Annotated in this window: 24 protein-coding genes; 22 read left to right on the forward strand and 2 right to left on the reverse strand. The window is 44.9% G+C overall.

All coding sequences use genetic code 11. From position 1 onward, the window contains the following. The first annotated feature begins 72 nt into the window (after positions 1 to 72). The 11 genes from B9T62_RS09090 (at position 73) to B9T62_RS09140 (ending at position 9,671) form a co-directional block, all read left to right on the forward strand. The gene (locus B9T62_RS09090; RefSeq protein WP_157685532.1) at positions 73 to 261 is read left to right on the forward strand and encodes a hypothetical protein; all 189 of its coding nucleotides are present in this window, start codon (positions 73 to 75) and stop codon (positions 259 to 261) included. A gap of 42 nt (positions 262 to 303) precedes the next feature. Further along, the gene (locus B9T62_RS09095; RefSeq protein WP_087914962.1) at positions 304 to 1,086 is read left to right on the forward strand and encodes a hypothetical protein; all 783 of its coding nucleotides are present in this window, start codon (positions 304 to 306) and stop codon (positions 1,084 to 1,086) included. A gap of 70 nt (positions 1,087 to 1,156) precedes the next feature. Next, positions 1,157 to 1,507 (forward strand): hypothetical protein, encoded by a 351-nt coding sequence (locus B9T62_RS09100; protein ID WP_245864403.1) that lies wholly within the window; start codon positions 1,157 to 1,159, stop codon positions 1,505 to 1,507. Positions 1,508 to 1,889: 382 nt separating this feature from the next. Beyond that, positions 1,890 to 3,596, forward strand: a complete 1,707-nt coding sequence (locus B9T62_RS09110; protein WP_087914965.1) for a phage tail tape measure protein — start codon at positions 1,890 to 1,892, stop codon at positions 3,594 to 3,596. Between the two features lie 218 nt (positions 3,597 to 3,814). Then, entirely contained in the window at positions 3,815 to 4,282 is a 468-nt protein-coding gene (locus B9T62_RS09115) for a hypothetical protein (RefSeq protein WP_087914966.1), read from the forward strand. A gap of 15 nt (positions 4,283 to 4,297) precedes the next feature. Further along, positions 4,298 to 4,981: a hyaluronate lyase N-terminal domain-containing protein gene (locus tag B9T62_RS39925; protein WP_169834356.1), complete on the forward strand. Its 684-nt coding sequence runs from the start codon at positions 4,298 to 4,300 to the stop codon at positions 4,979 to 4,981. Between the two features lie 15 nt (positions 4,982 to 4,996). Then, on the forward strand, positions 4,997 to 6,190 hold the full coding sequence (locus B9T62_RS09125) for a hyaluronate lyase N-terminal domain-containing protein (RefSeq protein WP_087914967.1): 1,194 nt from the start codon (positions 4,997 to 4,999) through the stop codon (positions 6,188 to 6,190). 11 nt (positions 6,191 to 6,201) lie between these two features. After that, on the forward strand, positions 6,202 to 6,570 hold the full coding sequence (locus B9T62_RS09130) for a hypothetical protein (protein ID WP_087914968.1): 369 nt from the start codon (positions 6,202 to 6,204) through the stop codon (positions 6,568 to 6,570). Positions 6,571 to 6,620: 50 nt separating this feature from the next. Then, positions 6,621 to 6,755 (forward strand): hypothetical protein, encoded by a 135-nt coding sequence (locus B9T62_RS41225; RefSeq protein ID WP_281257708.1) that lies wholly within the window; start codon positions 6,621 to 6,623, stop codon positions 6,753 to 6,755. 107 nt (positions 6,756 to 6,862) lie between these two features. Beyond that, entirely contained in the window at positions 6,863 to 9,016 is a 2,154-nt protein-coding gene (locus B9T62_RS09135; protein ID WP_087914969.1) for a phage tail protein, read from the forward strand. Between the two features lie 49 nt (positions 9,017 to 9,065). After that, on the forward strand, positions 9,066 to 9,671 hold the full coding sequence (locus B9T62_RS09140; protein ID WP_087914970.1) for a stalk domain-containing protein: 606 nt from the start codon (positions 9,066 to 9,068) through the stop codon (positions 9,669 to 9,671). A gap of 44 nt (positions 9,672 to 9,715) precedes the next feature. Here B9T62_RS09140 and B9T62_RS09145 read toward each other — a convergent pair whose 3' ends face one another. Next, the gene (locus B9T62_RS09145) at positions 9,716 to 10,036 is read right to left on the reverse strand and encodes a hypothetical protein (protein WP_087914971.1); all 321 of its coding nucleotides are present in this window, start codon (positions 10,034 to 10,036) and stop codon (positions 9,716 to 9,718) included. Between the two features lie 251 nt (positions 10,037 to 10,287). Here B9T62_RS09145 and B9T62_RS09150 point away from each other — a divergent pair, with 251 nt between their 5' ends. Then, complete coding sequence (locus tag B9T62_RS09150; RefSeq protein ID WP_087914972.1) at positions 10,288 to 11,010, forward strand: DUF6338 family protein; 723 nt, start codon at positions 10,288 to 10,290, stop codon at positions 11,008 to 11,010. A 126-nt stretch (positions 11,011 to 11,136) separates the two neighbouring features. Here the strand turns inward: B9T62_RS09150 and B9T62_RS38895 are convergent, their stop codons facing one another. Beyond that, the gene (locus tag B9T62_RS38895) at positions 11,137 to 11,283 is read right to left on the reverse strand and encodes a hypothetical protein (protein WP_157685535.1); all 147 of its coding nucleotides are present in this window, start codon (positions 11,281 to 11,283) and stop codon (positions 11,137 to 11,139) included. Between the two features lie 193 nt (positions 11,284 to 11,476). On the opposite strand from B9T62_RS38895, the gene B9T62_RS09155 reads away from it, so the two are divergent. The 10 genes from B9T62_RS09155 to B9T62_RS09200 all read left to right on the forward strand — a co-directional run bounded on the left by B9T62_RS09155 (position 11,477) and on the right by B9T62_RS09200 (position 16,424). Then, complete coding sequence (locus tag B9T62_RS09155) at positions 11,477 to 11,692, forward strand: hypothetical protein (RefSeq protein WP_087914973.1); 216 nt, start codon at positions 11,477 to 11,479, stop codon at positions 11,690 to 11,692. 18 nt (positions 11,693 to 11,710) lie between these two features. After that, on the forward strand, positions 11,711 to 12,004 hold the full coding sequence (locus tag B9T62_RS09160) for a hypothetical protein (RefSeq protein ID WP_087914974.1): 294 nt from the start codon (positions 11,711 to 11,713) through the stop codon (positions 12,002 to 12,004). Between the two features lies 1 nt (position 12,005). Further along, entirely contained in the window at positions 12,006 to 12,203 is a 198-nt protein-coding gene (locus B9T62_RS09165; protein WP_087914975.1) for a hypothetical protein, read from the forward strand. Further along, positions 12,190 to 12,579, forward strand: a complete 390-nt coding sequence (locus B9T62_RS09170; protein WP_087914976.1) for a hypothetical protein — start codon at positions 12,190 to 12,192, stop codon at positions 12,577 to 12,579. Before B9T62_RS09165 ends, B9T62_RS09170 begins: the two co-directional genes overlap by 14 nt. Further along, a complete protein-coding gene (locus B9T62_RS09175) occupies positions 12,566 to 13,357 on the forward strand; it encodes a M15 family metallopeptidase (RefSeq protein WP_087914977.1) in 792 nt (263 codons plus the stop codon). Before B9T62_RS09170 ends, B9T62_RS09175 begins: the two co-directional genes overlap by 14 nt. Before the next feature lie 2 nt (positions 13,358 to 13,359). Continuing rightward, positions 13,360 to 13,575, forward strand: coding sequence for a phage holin (locus B9T62_RS09180; RefSeq protein ID WP_087914978.1), 216 nt, complete (start codon positions 13,360 to 13,362; stop codon positions 13,573 to 13,575). A 101-nt stretch (positions 13,576 to 13,676) separates the two neighbouring features. After that, positions 13,677 to 14,210, forward strand: coding sequence for a hypothetical protein (locus B9T62_RS09185; RefSeq protein ID WP_087914979.1), 534 nt, complete (start codon positions 13,677 to 13,679; stop codon positions 14,208 to 14,210). A 354-nt stretch (positions 14,211 to 14,564) separates the two neighbouring features. Continuing rightward, positions 14,565 to 15,374 (forward strand): TIGR04255 family protein, encoded by an 810-nt coding sequence (locus B9T62_RS09190; protein WP_157685537.1) that lies wholly within the window; start codon positions 14,565 to 14,567, stop codon positions 15,372 to 15,374. Next, positions 15,367 to 15,858 carry a hypothetical protein gene (locus B9T62_RS09195; RefSeq protein WP_087914981.1) on the forward strand — a complete coding sequence of 164 codons (492 nt, stop codon included), beginning with the start codon at positions 15,367 to 15,369 and terminating at the stop codon, positions 15,856 to 15,858. The genes B9T62_RS09190 and B9T62_RS09195 overlap by 8 nt, the downstream gene beginning before the upstream one ends. Continuing rightward, positions 15,855 to 16,424 carry a hypothetical protein gene (locus B9T62_RS09200; protein ID WP_087914982.1) on the forward strand — a complete coding sequence of 190 codons (570 nt, stop codon included), beginning with the start codon at positions 15,855 to 15,857 and terminating at the stop codon, positions 16,422 to 16,424. The genes B9T62_RS09195 and B9T62_RS09200 overlap by 4 nt, the downstream gene beginning before the upstream one ends. Positions 16,425 to 16,522 lie beyond the last annotated feature (98 nt).

Genomic DNA, 16,522 nt, shown 5'->3' on the forward strand with positions numbered 1-16,522 from the left:
GCAATCATGCATAAGTGTGATTGTAAAGTATACATGAGGAAGTTCAGTGACATACGGATCGAGGTGATAACGGTGACGGAGAAGGCCGAATCAAAGAAAGAACCAACGGAAGTCGAAAAGCTTGTGAAAGAGAAAATTTCTCTGGCGAAAAAACTCGGACTGATGGAACAAGGGACGAAGCCGAACGAAGGTTACGAAGAAACGGATGAATACAAACGCATTAATGAAATTGATTTGAAACTATGGGAACTGATCAAATAAACTGATTAGTTCCTTTTTTATTACCCAAGGAGGGATATACGAATGCAAGAACCATTGGTATTTGATGGAGTCGGTAAGATTTGGATGAGAGAACTCGACGGCACACTCAGATATATTGATGAAAAGATTAACAGTGTCATGTTCGCGCCACAGTTCTCTTGGACCAAAGTTTTCGGCGGACAGTCCGGTTATGCGTTCCACTTGACCGCACAGGATTTGCAGGATGTGCTAACGATCGAACTTCCGCGTTACTCTGCTGTCATAGCTGAGATTTCGCAAGGTGCTGAGACAAAAACCGGAGTGGTTGAAATTGATGAAAACGAAGAAGGTATTCTCGGGGCAACTGGATACGCCATAAAAGGAATCACGGCATTTGGCGGTACATTTGTTGCCGCAAGTGACGATGTCTATCTCAAAGCGAATGATGGATCTTTGACTAAGCTTGAACGAGTGGCATCAGTGCCAACAATTGAGCAATACTCGATTACTACTGCTGGAGTTATTACATCTGCGGCGGGAAATTTGAACAAGAACATCATCGTGACATACAAGTGGTCAAAGTTGGGAACATCCAGTAATTTCAAAGGAACCCGGAGACCGAAGCCATTTAAGTTTGTCCATCGTTTTGAATTGATTAATGACCGCACAGGATTGCCGGTACAGGTGCAATTGACCGTACACAAGGCGGTAGGCGGCGGTACACTTAATGTTGGTGCTACTCGTAAAACGCCAAGCACCAGCACGTTGAATCTGGAAGTGCTGGAAGCAGATGTCACTCCAGACAATCCAGAAGGCATCGCAGCAACAATTATCTTCGTGGACTAATTGCAAAACGCAACATATGAGATCCCTCGCTGTAATAGCGGGGGATTATCTATTTTTAGGAGGGCTTACCTTGGACAAACAAATTGACGAGACACTAAATATTGGTTCTGAAGTGAAACTTGCTGCCGCCACCAAAGAACATTCAGAGTTACTGAAGAACGTGAAGATTGGAACCATCGGCTCAATCAGCCAAGTGCGTAAGATCATGAAAGATGCTCCTTATAAATTCTCCGAATCAATTGGACGCGAGAAATGGACAGGAACTGAATCTGGGTCTGAGTTGGATTGGCCTGCAGTCGAGGCAGCGTATCGCGAGGCATTCAATCTTGTCCTTGAGGGCGGATTGACGGACGAAGAGTACCAAAGAGTAGACGAGGACGGCATCGAGGAGTTGGAAAAACTCATTACCCGATTTCTATGAGGAGTCATTCCCTCCCGATCCAGATGCTGAAGAAGAAGGCGAGAGCCAAGGGACGGACGAAGGAAGAGTGCAGACGCTGCTTGATGCGTGGGCTTTGTGTGTAACCTTGGGTGTCCCAGATAGCGAATGGGAGAACATGACCTTTCCTAAAATATACGCGCTCAAGCGAATTAGAAAGAGGAATCAAGAGTTCCAAATAGCCCTTCACGGTGGGGAAATCGAAAAGAAGCCGAAGAAAGCCAAATATCTATCTGACATTGGCATCTTCCCTAAATAAACACAGAGGTCTCCGCATCATGCCGGGGGCCTCTTTTTCTGTATACAGACTTATTTCTATCGCTAAGGAAAATTTTCCTGATCCATTATAAGGGGTGAATGTACATTGGCAGATACAACCAGGGATGTTGTTGGGGCGCGGATTAACCTTGATACGTCTAAAATGATCCCAGCCTTTAAAATGATTGACCAAGGAGCAAAACAGAACGCCGAAACCTTTAAAGTGCTTAACCAAGAAATAACGGTTACAACTAAGAATTACACCGCACTAGCCGGAGCTGCGGACAAAATGTCTCTTAATTCCGACGAACGGCGAAAAAAGATCATGGCCGAATCGGAGGCACTAGTTAAACAGCGTACAGCGCAGGCCGAACTTTTGACGATGAAAAAGAATCAAATGGAACAGGCCAATCAAATTGTAGATGCGAAGCTAGCTGCACAACAGGCCATTATTAAGAGACGATATGATGCAGTAGAGCAACAAGAGCGTGAACATCAGAAGAGAATGGAGATCCTGCAGAACAAACTAACGGCCAGCGCAGCCAGAGTGACAACAGGTACTTCAGCAACATCGGCTGACACGATGCGCGAACGTGTTCTTATGCAGGAGCAAGCGATCCGGCAGAAGTTAGCACAAATGGCCGAGAAGGAAAGCATGCAGGCTAGAAAACATGCTGCTGACTACGAAAAGTTCTGGATCAACGCATTACAGTCCAGGGAACGGAAGGAAGCACAAGTACGAGAGAGAGCCTTGCAAGAAGAGCAAAGGGTCCGCCGATCACTGACTCAGACGCAGACTCAGATCAGCGGCATTACGGGTACAGCAGCGCAGTTTGCTATGACCGGCACTTTGTACTATGCCTTTACAAGAGGTGCTACAGAGGCGATCAGCCTGCTTAAAGACTTTGAATACGAGTTGGTCAATGTGCAGCGGGTAATGGGTGAGTCTGCTGACGTCGGATATGTCAAAGACTCTATGATCTCCAGTGCAAAAGAATATGGGTATGCTCTTCGAGAAGTAGCCAGCGTCTATACTCTCATCGCACAGAATGGGTTTGATGAAAAGCAGACAGAACAGTTAGCTAGAACAGCACTCATGGCTAAAAACGTTGAGCAATCCTTCCAGAGTGCTTCCCAGGCTCAGGAGTTAATGACCGGGGCAATCCTCAACTATGGGATGGCCGCAGAGGATGCAGAACGACTGCTCGATCGACTAAATGAAGTCGCCAATAACTTCCCAACCACATCCAAGAAGCTGCTGGAGGGGATTAACCGAGTGGGTGCCACAGCCAAGAATGCCGGTGTGGACATTGATGAGTTAATCGGTTACTTGACGGTGCTCAACCAAGCTGGATTTAGTGGCGCAGTTGCCGGTAACGCCATCAAGTCATTTATTAGTTATGCCAGCAGACCAATTGCTATCGATAAGCTTGAGAAGTATGTTGGCGTGATGAAGCAGGCAGACGGCGAAATGATGGACTTCCCCGAACTGCTTAGCAAAATCGCTGCTCAGTGGGATACCCTATCAGATGCAGAAAGAAATGAAGTGACTCAAGCAATTGCGCGTGGGGATCAGGCATCAAGATTTATCACACTGATGAACAATTACAGCAAAGTTGTAGACGTAGCAAAGGTATCGGAAGAGTCTTTTGGATCTGCACAACGGGAAAACACTCTTACAATGTCAACTCTGACCAAACAATCCGAGCAATTACGAGCATCTTGGGATGAGCTGATTATATCTATTGGTGATAGCGGGTTACTTGGAGGATTAAAGTTAATTGTAGTTACACGGATATCGAAACCACATTAGATGCACATGATATCGCGGTTACAAACTCAGCAAACCATATTGCAAACGGAAATATCCACACTACAGCACCCGAAAAGGCAAAGCTGGCCGGAATCACTGCCGGAGCTGGCGGTGCGGGATCGGCCACAGACGCAGTAATCGGTAACCGGACGGCAACAGACACGGCAACGCCTAGCTTAACCGGCACACTGACCGGGCTGCTGTCTAGCCTGTTTACCTTGATCAAAGGCATCACGGGTAAGCCCAGCGCGCTGACGGCCCCGGCGATCAATCTGGAAGCGACCAAGGCCCACGTGGACAATGCCAGCCTGCACACCACTGCCGGCGAAAAGACAAAGTTGGCAGGGATTGCAGCAGGAGCAGAGGTCAACCAAAACGCCTTTGCTACAGTGAACAACATTCCGGCTGCTGCAAAGTCCGATACGCTCACAGTAACTGGTGGGACGGGGATCACGGTAACGACTAACCCTACAACCAAGACCATGTTCGTAACGGCCACAGGGATAGCCACCCCAGGTGCTCACGGCAGCAGCCATAATAATGACGGTTCAGACCCAATACCGGAGCTGGTAAGCTTGAAGGCGAAAGTGACGGCATTAGAAGATTTTTTGGCATATATGCCGATTGATGGTGGGGGCTTCCAGACGACACCAGGCGGACCCGTAATTGACGGTGGCACATATTAAAAGGAGGGAATTAACTTGGTAGTAACTACTATACAAATCAAGCGCGGGCTGAGCGCCAATCTTTCAACTTTGACGCTGGCGGCGGGGGAACTAGCGCTTGCCACGGACACAAATAAACTTTATGCCGGTAACGGGACTGAGCGGGTGCTGCTTAACCCAGATCAAGCCGCAGCGGAGACTGCGGTTAAACTGGAAACCGCCCGGACTATTGCGTTAGGCGGGGATGCCACCGGATCGACCACATTTGACGGGTCCGCAAATCGTACCATCACCGTTGTGCTTGCCAACACCGGAGTGACCGCAGGCGCGTACACCAAGTTTACGGTTGATGCCAAGGGACGGATAACTGCCGCCTCTCAAATGACTGCAGCAGATGTTGCTCTGGGCAATGTGACCAACGAGAGTAAGGCAACGATGTTTTCCAGCCCTGCGCTTACGGGTACACCTACCGCGCCAACAGCATCCGCAGGGAACAATTCAACTCAGTTGGCAACAACAGCATTTGTGGAGGCAGTTCGAGGCATACTGGCTGCAGCCGATGCGCTTAAGGCTCCGTTAGCGTCTCCGGCATTGACGGGTAATCCAACCGCCCCAACCCAAGCAACAGCAGACAGCAGCACAAAGCTGGCGACTACGGCTTTTGTTAAGGCTCAGGGGTACATGTCCAGCGGCGACACCATCGACGGCGGTACATTTTAAGGAGGGCTGTACATTATGGCTAATAAGATACAAGTACGGCGCGGGACTAAGGCGCAATTGGCCGCATTGGGCGGTCTGAGCGTTGCGGAGCCGGGGTATTGCACGGATTCCAAAGACCTGTATATCGGTAATGTTTCAGGCGGGGATACGCTGTTTTTGGCGGCTGAGAATGTTCCGTATAACAAAAACCAGCAGGCGTTAATAAACGGTGGGGTTGACATATGGCAGCGGGGAACTTCGGTGCTGCCTGGAGGGGACGGATCAAATGCATATGGATACGGTCCTGATCGGTGGTGGAGCCAGATATATGCAGGATCTGTTACGGGGAATACAAGCAGCTGGGTACGCCAGGATTTCGCCGCCGGACAGACGGTCGTACCGGGCAACCCCAAGCATTTCGCACGCTTCAATATCCTGACTTTATCTGCTCTACAGACACAATCGCTAATCCGATTCCACCAGGCAATTGAAGATGTACGTAACTTTGCCGGGCAGAAAGTCACCTTTACTATTTGGATGAAAGCCAATGCTGCCCGTTCCGTGGGAGTTGTGGCTATTCAAAATTTCGGATCGGGGGGATCGGCAGAAGTCAATACTGCTGCTAATGTACCGACCGTTAATCTGACGACATCCTGGCAAAAAGTCACGGTCAGTATCAACGTACCTAGCATATCCGGCAAAACGGTCGGCGTTGGAAGTTATCTCGCCGTTTCGCTTATTATATACAAGGCTGGGAATACGATCGTATCAGCGCCGAGCGGAGCGGTAGGTAGTTGGGCAACTGGTTATGTAGACATTGCTCAGGCGCAAGTAAATGTGGGTGAAGTTGCTCTGCCTTTTCAGGCGCGAAGCCTGGCCGATGAGTTGGCTTTATGTCAACGATACTATGAAAAAAGTTATTATCTTGAGGATGCACCGGGTACGGCGACTGAAAATGGATCGCTATATGGTGTATCCGAAGACGGTACGGTAGGTGGCCCTCACTTTGGGTATACATCGTTTAAGACACGCAAGCGTGTAACACCGACAGTGACGGCTTATGGTAAAGGGGGCGGCGTTGGTATGGTGAGTGATGGTACTGCTGACCGTACTATATCATCTGGTGTCGCATGCATCGGAGACGAAGCGGGAATCCGGCATAATTACACTCTGAATGGATCTACAACTAATCGACGATTTTTCCACTTTGCCGCAGATGCTGAACTATAAGGGGGGACGACATGTATAAACACTATATCCGCGTGGACACAGACGACAACGTGATCCGCGCTTTTTCTGATGCCTTCGAGCAGCCGCAACCTGGCGATCTGCTAGTCACAGAGAACGGCGGCAGACACTTTAACCTGGACCTCTGGTATAACGGCGTTATCCCGCGCTGGTACGTTGAGGGTGACGATATGGTCGAGCGCACAGATGTGGAGTTGGCAACAATGTGGGAGCAGTACCAAACGGCCCACCCGCCTCAGCTGACAGAGGTTCAACAACTGCAGAAGGAAAATGAATTGCTGAAGGCGCAACTGGCTGCACAATCTGAGCGATCTGATTTTATCGAGGACGTCCTGCAGGAAATGATCATCAAGGCTCAATGATTGCTCGGTTGTTGGTATGGTGGCTGTTACATCTGGGAGGAGGTGATAACATGATTGCATTGTTTTTGGCACAGAGAGTCATATTGGGTAAACTTGCTTTTAGTGCTGTGCCTACAGAGGCTCTTAAGACTCAGGTTAAAGAGATCCTGACCGACAGTGGACTGGAATTTCTGGCCGACAAATAATAGAGATAACCGTAGCGCCCATTGAGGCGTTTTTAATTCGCCCCCGGCTTGCCCGGGGGCTGTTTTTATGTTAAGGAAAATTTTCCTGAGCAACAAGGAGGACGCGAATGGACTTTTTACAGTCTTACGACAAGAATATGGTTCCTACCGGCGCACTAGTCAAGTCTTATGATATCGCCAGAAAGCGGCGCATTAATTCCGACTACGAACTTTCCTTTTTAGTCCCAATGAACTCCAGAGACTATCTTGAAAAGATATTGATTAAAGGTCATGTAAAGGATGAGCGCGGGCAATGTTATGTGATCAACAGCCGGTCCCGGGTCCGGGAAGATCGGAAGCTTACAGCATCCATTATGTGTACACATGTGATGTTCAAACTTACAGATTTCAAGTTTCCATACACCTCGTACATCGCTGAAGCTTATGGTGTTCATATTTCGCAACTGACAAGCCTCATATCTGCTGCAACAGGTGGACGGTTTACATTTTCGATTGATGATACTTTTGACCTGTTCGATGTCAAGGACTTCGGTCAGGGTAACTGTCTCCAGGCACTCAACAAAATCATTGAAATGTATGGCTGCGAAGTCGAACCAGACAACTTCGTTATTCATCTCAAGAAACAAATCGGCAAAGATGAAAGCATGCAGTACCGCATAAAGAAGAACATTGTCTCTGACCAATTCAAGGATGATTCATCATCACTTGTAACCCGCCTGTACTGCCAAATGAAGGATGGTAGAACATGGATAGGACAACCATCTTCCATCCTCACAAACGAAGAGAGAACGCTGCTGGAGGCTGTGCCGGGGGCAATTGTAAACGGTATTCTCCAAGTCAATTACCTTATCTCTCCCTACGCTGCAACTTGGGCGAGTGATTCTGTTCCGTTCTTTGACGGGGAAATAATTGAACAGGATATTGAGGAAGTCTCTGATCTGTTGGAGGTCGGACGGAAGACCCTGAGAGAAAAGGAGATCCCGAGTTTTGAGGTTACTGCTGACAGCGCTGACCTATACAAAATTAAAAGTGGCGAACCAAAGCCGAACCTTGGAGATACCGCCTATTGTCATGACCCGGACATAGAACTGGTTAATCTCAAGGCTCGGATCATGGAGTTGACGGAATATCCGTATACCAAAGAGAAGCATGCACAGGCAACATTATCTAATATCGCAGTAAGAGATATGGATGATATCATTGCTGACCTGAATAAAAGCAAAAATCTAGTAGACAACCTGTATTCAAATGGACGGATTCGGACGGAACTCTTTGAGGCTGTAGCAAAGCAAGTTATTACGGATATCAATAACTCAAAAACAGAATTGATTTATCCGCCAGACGGAGGGATATTGGCACAAGAGAAAAGCAACCCTTTAGAGCAAGTCAGACTAACTTCAAAAGGATTGGGCATCTCAACCGATGGTTGGAATACAGTTAGATCAGCAATTACCGCGAGGGGCGTTGTTGCGGAGACAATTGTTGGGCAGCAAATTTTTGGTGTGTCTCTCGTGATTGGCATAGGCAATAATGTAACAAAGATGAATCCAAACGGGATTTCTGCTGGACACGATGACTATAATAGTGCTCCCTTCAGAGTGGATATGGCCGGGAATGTGGTCACGAATAAATTGACCGCAAACAGCGCAGTTATAAATGACTCCACTTTTGGTGGAGGGGCCATTATTGGATCATCCATTAATGTAGGTAATGGAGTGTTTTCGGTAAGTGCATCCGGCCATATGAAAGCGTATAGCGGAGAATTTATTGGTTCTATAAGCGCCAGTTCTTTTGATGGAGGAACGATAACAGGTGCTTTTATAAGAACAGCGGCGAGCGGACAACGCGTTGAGATGGACTATACAAGCTTTAGATCGGTTGATGCTAATAACAGAGTACGTGTCTCCATTTCACCAAGCGGAAAATATGGTGTGGCCGGTACAGAATACTTTGACGGTACAGGATTATACAAGGGTGGACTTTACGGAATAGACGATGGACTATATTTGGACGCTAATAGTTTTATGAATTTATTTGCTCCAGTAATAGCATTCAATGGAGAGGTGAGATTCAGTGGCGCAACCGTGACAGGAATGAGCATAAGTAGTGTTTCAGGACTTGAATCAGAACTTGATGCAATCTGGTCTGCCTTGAGCGGAAAATCTAATATAGGTCATGGTCATTCAGTTACATTGCCTAACCATAATCATGGTAACCCGGATAATCTGAATAGTGGCGGTGGCACCTATTCAGTTTCTTAACGTAATGGTACTATAGGGTATATATACCATTTGTCGGAGGGTGATAATATTGAAAAAGTTGAGTTATATGTTGAGCGGCGTTGTAATTGGGGTAATCCTCATGGCTTCATCTAGCGCCTTTGCGGATCAAATAAAATCTTTTGTCGGTAAAACAGTTGCGGGAGAATATACAGTCAGTGTCAACGGCAAAGCTTTAAGTGAGAAAGCTATTGTCGTTGACTCCAAAGCTCATATCCCATTACGCGCTGTTTCCGACTCACTGGGGGCTAAGGTAAACGTGGAAGGAAGAACAATTGAAGTGACCACAAATGTCGATAGTATAGCAGCAGTTGTTGATGATGCCATTGCTAATAAGCCATCAAACCCTTACGTGGGTCAGTCGAAAGATGGTTTGTTGGAGTCGAGAAAAATATTCGTTGAAAAAATTATCGAACCAGCAAAGAAGACTAAATCCACTTTAGAAGAGCGAATGATTACAAATCAAAAGAACTTAGAACTTGCTGAGAAAGAAACGGGGACGAAATTCAAAGAGGCTGTGTTGGATTCAATTAAAACAACGCAAGCGGAGTTGGATTCAAGAATTACTGCAATTGAAAATGCCGAGACACAAATTAAACTAATAGATGAAGCCTTGGCTTTATTAGAACAGAAATAAAAAAACGGATGCCCTATACAAAAAAAAGGCATCCGTTTTTTTTGTTAATCTTCAGTATTGGGAAAAACTGTTAGTGACTTATGTCCAGAATAAGCATTCAAATCATTTGCTATTGATGTTTCATCGGTAATAGTTGAAATTCCGTCAGGACGTAAACTAGCATAGTACTTACGTCCTTTTTCAAGCGCATCGATTCTAAACTGGGGTTCTTCAGAATGAGAAGATAACTTTGCTAAGGATTCGTAGTACTCATTTTTATTGACTTCTCTAGCTTCTAATAATTTCTTCTGCTGTTCACTACTGGCAGTATACATCAGCCAGAAGATACCGCCAATGACCACTGCAGCAAAAATAAGATAACCCACGATAAATCCTCCTGATTACATGAATGTTTCAAACGACTACTCGAACAACACCCTAATACTTCTCACAATATACTTTCCTTGCTCATAATTCAATAAATTTCCGAATAACCGTAGTAACACAGCATACAAACCAATGTACCCTATAACTAAGAAGGTCTCTCCTATGGAGGGGCCTATTTATTTTATTCGAAGGACTCCATGTAAAGGGAATTCTTCAGATAAAGCGAATAATTATAGGTGAGGTGTTGAATATGGACAATTTACTTGGGACTATTGTTTTTATTTTGCCAGGATTTCTTATGTACTTTTGGCTGCAATCTTTTGGAATCAATCCGGTCGTTAAGCATACACCTGGGGAGTTCACAGCAATTTCGGCGCTTCTATGGTTGCCCGCGTCATTCTCTACCCTTTTGCTTTATAATGGAGTGGTGAGTTTATCCAAGAAAATATCAAAGGCCGACGCGATATGGTCGATTCAGGGTTTAAAGGATAAGTCGGGCAGTCTGACATTCCTCATTATGTTTTTACTCTTGAGTTCAGTGGTTACGTTTGTATTGTGCGTAATTTGGGCTAAATGGCTTTATCCAATACAGATGAAGTTAATTAACAGGATTCGAAAGTGGAGGGGAATTGCCAACTTTTCTAAAACACCTTCCGTTTGGGATGAGGTATTTACTAATAGTGACCCTCAAGTCGTTGAAATTGGGAAAATTGATAAAATGGGAAAAGAAGATGGATCAATAATTGGTTGTATAAATAAAGCGTCCCGGACTTTTGAACCGGAACGCTACCTGAATCTCAATGATGTTGAGTTTTTCACAGATTTAATCAGAAATCATAAGATCAAGGTATCTCAGATCTTTTATGACACCAAGTCTGGTACTTATGTAAAAATATATGATCCCAATGAGATCAAAGACGCCCAGTTAAAAGACATCCAAGCTATTTCTTCTTCGAGTCAGAGCTCGAATTAGAATCGGTCGAGATTCTAGCAGAGCTTTTATCAACGGAATAGATCTTTCGTTCGATACCATAATTATCGCTGCGTCTCTCTATTCCGCCGGGTTTTGGTCTATTTTTGTTATCTTCCTTATTAGAACTCATTTGTTTTTCTCTCCTTCCTGATTTGATTTCTTTGTAGGTGGGATCTCATTCTTGGGAATTTCGTATTGTGAGAGCCTTGCAGATCTCTTATCAACGGACCCCTTTAATGAAATCCATTTTGGTTCGTTATTGTCTTCAGCCATCTGGATACCTCCTCATGGTAACCAGAATTCGACATTAAGGAAATATTTCCTGCAAAGACCAATATTCGGACTGAGTATAGCACACCAATTTCCGCACCGGTTACGGACCATATACCAATTACAATATAGTTATCAAAAGCCTCTCCAGTTATTGGAGGGGCTTTTACTCTTGTCTGAAAGGAGGCAAATACACGTGGTAGTCATTAAGAAACTTGAGTTATCGATTGACCTCACAAGACCGGCTGAAGAAATCACTGAGGCCATTATTACAATTATGGAGTTTTTCCCAGGGCGGCAACTTGGAATATTGCAGCAGGTAGATCAAAACATTGGCGATATGCTGGCTGCTGTCCAACCGAAAGATGAAGAACCGGCTGCAGCAAAGGAAGCAAAAAAGGAAACGCCATAGAGAGAAAGGGGCGGGGGAATGGAAGCGGATCGTATCTCCGATATTGAAAGATTACTGCCATTGGCAGAAAAATACGGCCTCGCCGTGCTGCTGGTCTTTATTCTGCTGATCATCGTTATTATGCAATGGAGAGCTGTAGCAAAGGGTAAACTGGTTCCGCGCGAGATGCTGGACAGGGCGCTCGAAGACAATGACCGACTGCAGGAAATACTGGACAGCGAACGCAAAGAGTTTATGCAGCCGATGTTGGAAGTGTTCAAAAGGCTTAAGACGGACCACCATCAAGAAAATGACCAGGACAGGGGAGGATAACATGCTGATGAAATGGATTCAGAGTTTATTCCCCCGGCACCAGGAAAAAAAGAAAGAGTTAGACCAATCTTCGCGCCGGGTAGCACTGACGATTCTTAGATATAGGGAGTCTTCAAAAGAGATACAGGCTGAAATTGAGCGCAATAAATTCTCCAAATATTTAGTTTATGATCGGGGGGATCATCATGGGGGTCATTGATATCATTTTATTGTCGCTATACATTATCGCCATTCTCACGGCGGTATACATCCTATTCAAACATAGGAGTTATTTTCACGAGAGATTCCAAAAAGGTGTTGTCAGTGTCTTCATGCTGGCGATGCTTTTTTTCTTGGCGGCTTACACCTTCAAGATGATTATCGTGCTGCTGATTCGAGCTGCGGCTATATTTGGCTTTGCCACTCCAGAGTTATCTACCTGGCTGCTACAGGGTTGGACGATTGCCCAGATCGGGACAACCGGAGGTCTGGCTGCTCTGGCCTGGCTGACCTGGACCGGTCGGTATGACCAGTTTGTTACGTTGCGCCGCCTGGATAAAAAGATTGAGGAGGATATAGACGATGCTGACGCTTGAGCAAGTAAAGGAAAAATCAAGTAAACGGCTGGCCGGGCTGCATCCGGTGGTATTGGCTGCTGCTGTTGCGCTGATCGAGCGCAGTTATGCCCGGGGAGTAAACATAGTGATCACTCAGGGACTGCGCACCATCGAGGAGCAGGATGCCTTATATGCGCAGGGTCGCACCAAACCCGGGCCAATCGTCACCAATGCCAAAGGTGGAACGAGTTACCACAACTACGGACTAGCTATTGATTTCGCGCTGCTGCTCCCCAATGGGTCCAGCGTATCATGGGATCTAAACCGGGATGGTGACGGCGACGGCACAAAGGATTGGACGGAGGTTGTCCAAGAAGCAAAGGCGCTCGGATTTGAGTGGGGCGGGGATTTCGTGAGCATTAAGGATGCACCACACTTCCAAATCACTTTCGGGCTTAAAATATCTCAATTACGCGCGGGCCAGAAGCCCACTGAAACGGCTATGGCAAAAGCTTCAGCAAAAATTGATAAATACATGGAGGTCGAGGAAGAAATGACAGCACAGGAGAAGAAAGACTTTGAAGCAATGCAGGTGCTCATCAAGGCACAAGCAGAGGTAACGTTGGAACTGACCAACCGAATCACGGAGCTGGAGACAGCGGCCAAGCTGCCTGAGATCCCGAAATGGGCCTTACCAGCATGTGAGGCTGCCAAGGCTGCGGGGCTGCTGGATACCACAGCAAACGGCAGTTATGACTTTTATCGGATGATTACGGTCATGGATCGAACAGGCCTATTTAAAAAGGGGGACAAGTAACCATGCAAAACAAATGGCGTAACTACGGCCTGTGGGTATCACTCACAGCTGCCGTGCTGCTGGGGGTACAGACGATTGGGGCGATCTTCGGGTTGGAGCTGGCGCCGGAGAAATACGATGAGGTGACGGCTGCTGTTAATGCGGTACTGGGTATATTGGTTGTCCTGGGTATCGTGAGTAACCCGGAAGCGGGCAAAGGGTTTAAGGATACAAAGTAAATTCCCAAACGCTTGCGATTATGCCCACTGTCTCTAACTGGTGGGCTTCTTTATTTTACTCTCTCGTGGTAAACTTTAGGAAAATTATTGGGGGGAAAGAAATGCGTCGATGTGCTGTTTTATTGTTGATGCTCGTATTGCTCACTGCCTGCGGGGCGTCGAACAGTGGATTATCCACAGATGACCTTGCAATTGTAAAAGTTGATGATGAAAAACAAATTGTGCAATATGGTATGAGTCGCGCAGCAGCAGAGAAAGTGTTGGGGGAAGCAAGCGGAGATAAGAATTACTTGAGCTACGAGAATGGAGTGAAAGTCTTATACAGGGACAATTCGGTGGCGCTTCTTTCATTGGGTGAAGAATCTAAAGGGGTCTATAAGACTTTACAAGGTGCAGAAATCAATATGAATAAAGAAGAATTGAAAGGAATATACGGGAAGGATAAGGCCATAGAGGTGCAAGGAAATAATTTAGACTATGTCTATGATTCGATAAACAAAAAATATCTCACCACTACGGAGGTTAACCCCGAAGAAAGAAAAAGTTTTTATCATATATCTATTAATATTAATGAACAGGGAGAAGCTAAGAGTATATTCCTGATGGACAATAATGCTGCTGTCCTTATGAATTGATACATAACGTTATCAAAGATCCCATCCCTTGATAATTTGCCCACTGGCTTAGGCTGGTGGGCTTTTTTCTGATAATCAGACATAAAATAGCTTGAAAGCCGCCCCAATACTGTCAATGCGCGATTATATTTATCCTATAATTATTTTTAAATAGAACATATGGTCGGAAGGAGTTCAAGCTAAAATGTGGTAATATTAGGTAAGGAGCATTAGGTTTTAGGATAATGAGATAATTCCAGTTAAAAAACCTCCATCCTAACCTTATAAATCTCCGCTTGTGAGTTATCTAAAGTGAGTTTAGAATGTACTCACAAGGACATATTAGTATGTATAATGCGATTTAACGGAGGATTTATGAAAAAACTTAAACACAGCCCACTTTTGGAGACGATTCTCGAACTAAGATGGACCACAAAAGAGCATGTGCCTGAAAGCTTTGATTTAGGTCCAAATGCTAACGAACCATTCAAAGCAGATGACTATCACAAAATATTTCTCTTAAAGATGTATGATCACCTTATCTCGAATGGATATCCTGAATACTCCGAATTACCCCAAGCTGGTGTCCCAGAAGAATACGCCGCTAATTTAGTCCAACATCGTTTTACGCAAGAAGAAAGCGGATGGCCAATGGTTCAATTCGGCCCTGGCATCCTAACATTAAACGATACCAAGAGTTACGATTGGTTAGATTACAAAGAAAGAGCCATCAATTTGGCTAAGACACTTTATGAGATTCATCCGAAGAAAGAAAAGGTCAAATTTACCGATATTGTACTCAGGTATATAAATAGTGTACCTTTCAACTTTGAAGAAGGTAACTTATTGGATTTTCTTGCAACGAATTTAAAGGTAAATGTGGGATTTGATCAAGAAGTTATTGATCATGCGGGAGTAACCAATTCTCCTCGTGTCTTTAATTTCTTAACTGTATTGAACTCTATTGAGCCTGTAGGGCAACTATATGTAACTATTAATAGAGGACTTCACGAAGATCAAGAATCAATTATTTGGGAATTAATGTTTAGAGCAAGCGTAAATTCCTTCCCGACTAACGCTCAAGAATTTGAAGTTTGGATCGAGGGAGCACATCAAGTAATAGATCGATGGTTCAAAAAATCAATCGAGGGAGAACTGGAACGGAGGTTCGGTGGATATGAGTAGCCTAACTACAGTAAATACTCCTCAAACAAATCATAGGAAAAACCCTTATTTTACTCTCGCTAAAGCGGGTCTTATTGGCACTTTAGCATTTGGAGCACCAATTACAACTTTGACGGCTCGGATTGATTCGACACCTCAAAGAAAAATTGAATATGATTTGAGAGACAGATTTAGCCCGAGCACGGTGCTACGGCAAGCAAAGGGGGAGGGAGTCAATATGGGCCGCGATCAAAAATATTCCGAGAGCGCTCCAAGAGCTGAAATAGGGTTACATCACCCTTATACTACCGAAAGAATATCTTTAACTAAGAATACGTCAAAGTCGTCCAGTGCTCCTTATGAACAACCAAAGAGAAATTGGTTAGCAGAAGCGGAAGAGTTATTCCCTGGAATTCAAGAATTTACAGAGGAAGAGGCATTGAGATATGAAGAATCATTGAACAAAATTTTCAAGCCTACGGGAAGGAATTTCTTTGACCTATGATAAATGATTTCGTAGATTTCGTTCATGAGTTATTTCCCTCCATCTCACCTTATGCTAAGGACAACGTTAAAGAATCTATTCGTCAATTTGAACAATCTGGAAAAATACAAGATTATTTATTGTCCCAACCGCTACCTCATCTCGCCCAAGGAGATATCATCGAAAAGTTTACATTTATTAAATTTGATGAGCATGGGAATGAAAGAAATGTGCAAGCTAGAGGAATACTTCTTTCGAATACTTGTTCCGCAGAAAGAGATGAGCAATTGCTCTTTGCACCGCTGCTTCCTCTTGCTGATTTGGATGTTAACAGAGAAAAAGTACAAAATAACCTCAATTATAGGCTCCTTTACATTCCTGATCCTGGATTAATAGATTACGCGGTTGATTTTAGCATTATAAATTCATATCCCAGAAAACTCATTGAATCATCATTGCAATCGGAACGATTAAGGAAATCGGCTTCACTTAACAAGTACGGGTATTATCTCTTTATAGCAAAATTAACAGTCCATTTAATGCGTCCTGAGGACACTGGAGTGCAGCACAATAGAATAGCTATTTGATTTAAATACCCCATGTGTATAAGTGGGGTATTTATTTGCGTTCAGGCAAATTTTCCTTACCAGTGATATAGAGTTCATATACATAATGTTCCAAATCA

The organism is Paenibacillus donghaensis, assembly GCF_002192415.1.
Taxonomy (GTDB): Bacteria; Bacillota; Bacilli; order Paenibacillales; family Paenibacillaceae; genus Paenibacillus_AQ; species Paenibacillus_AQ donghaensis.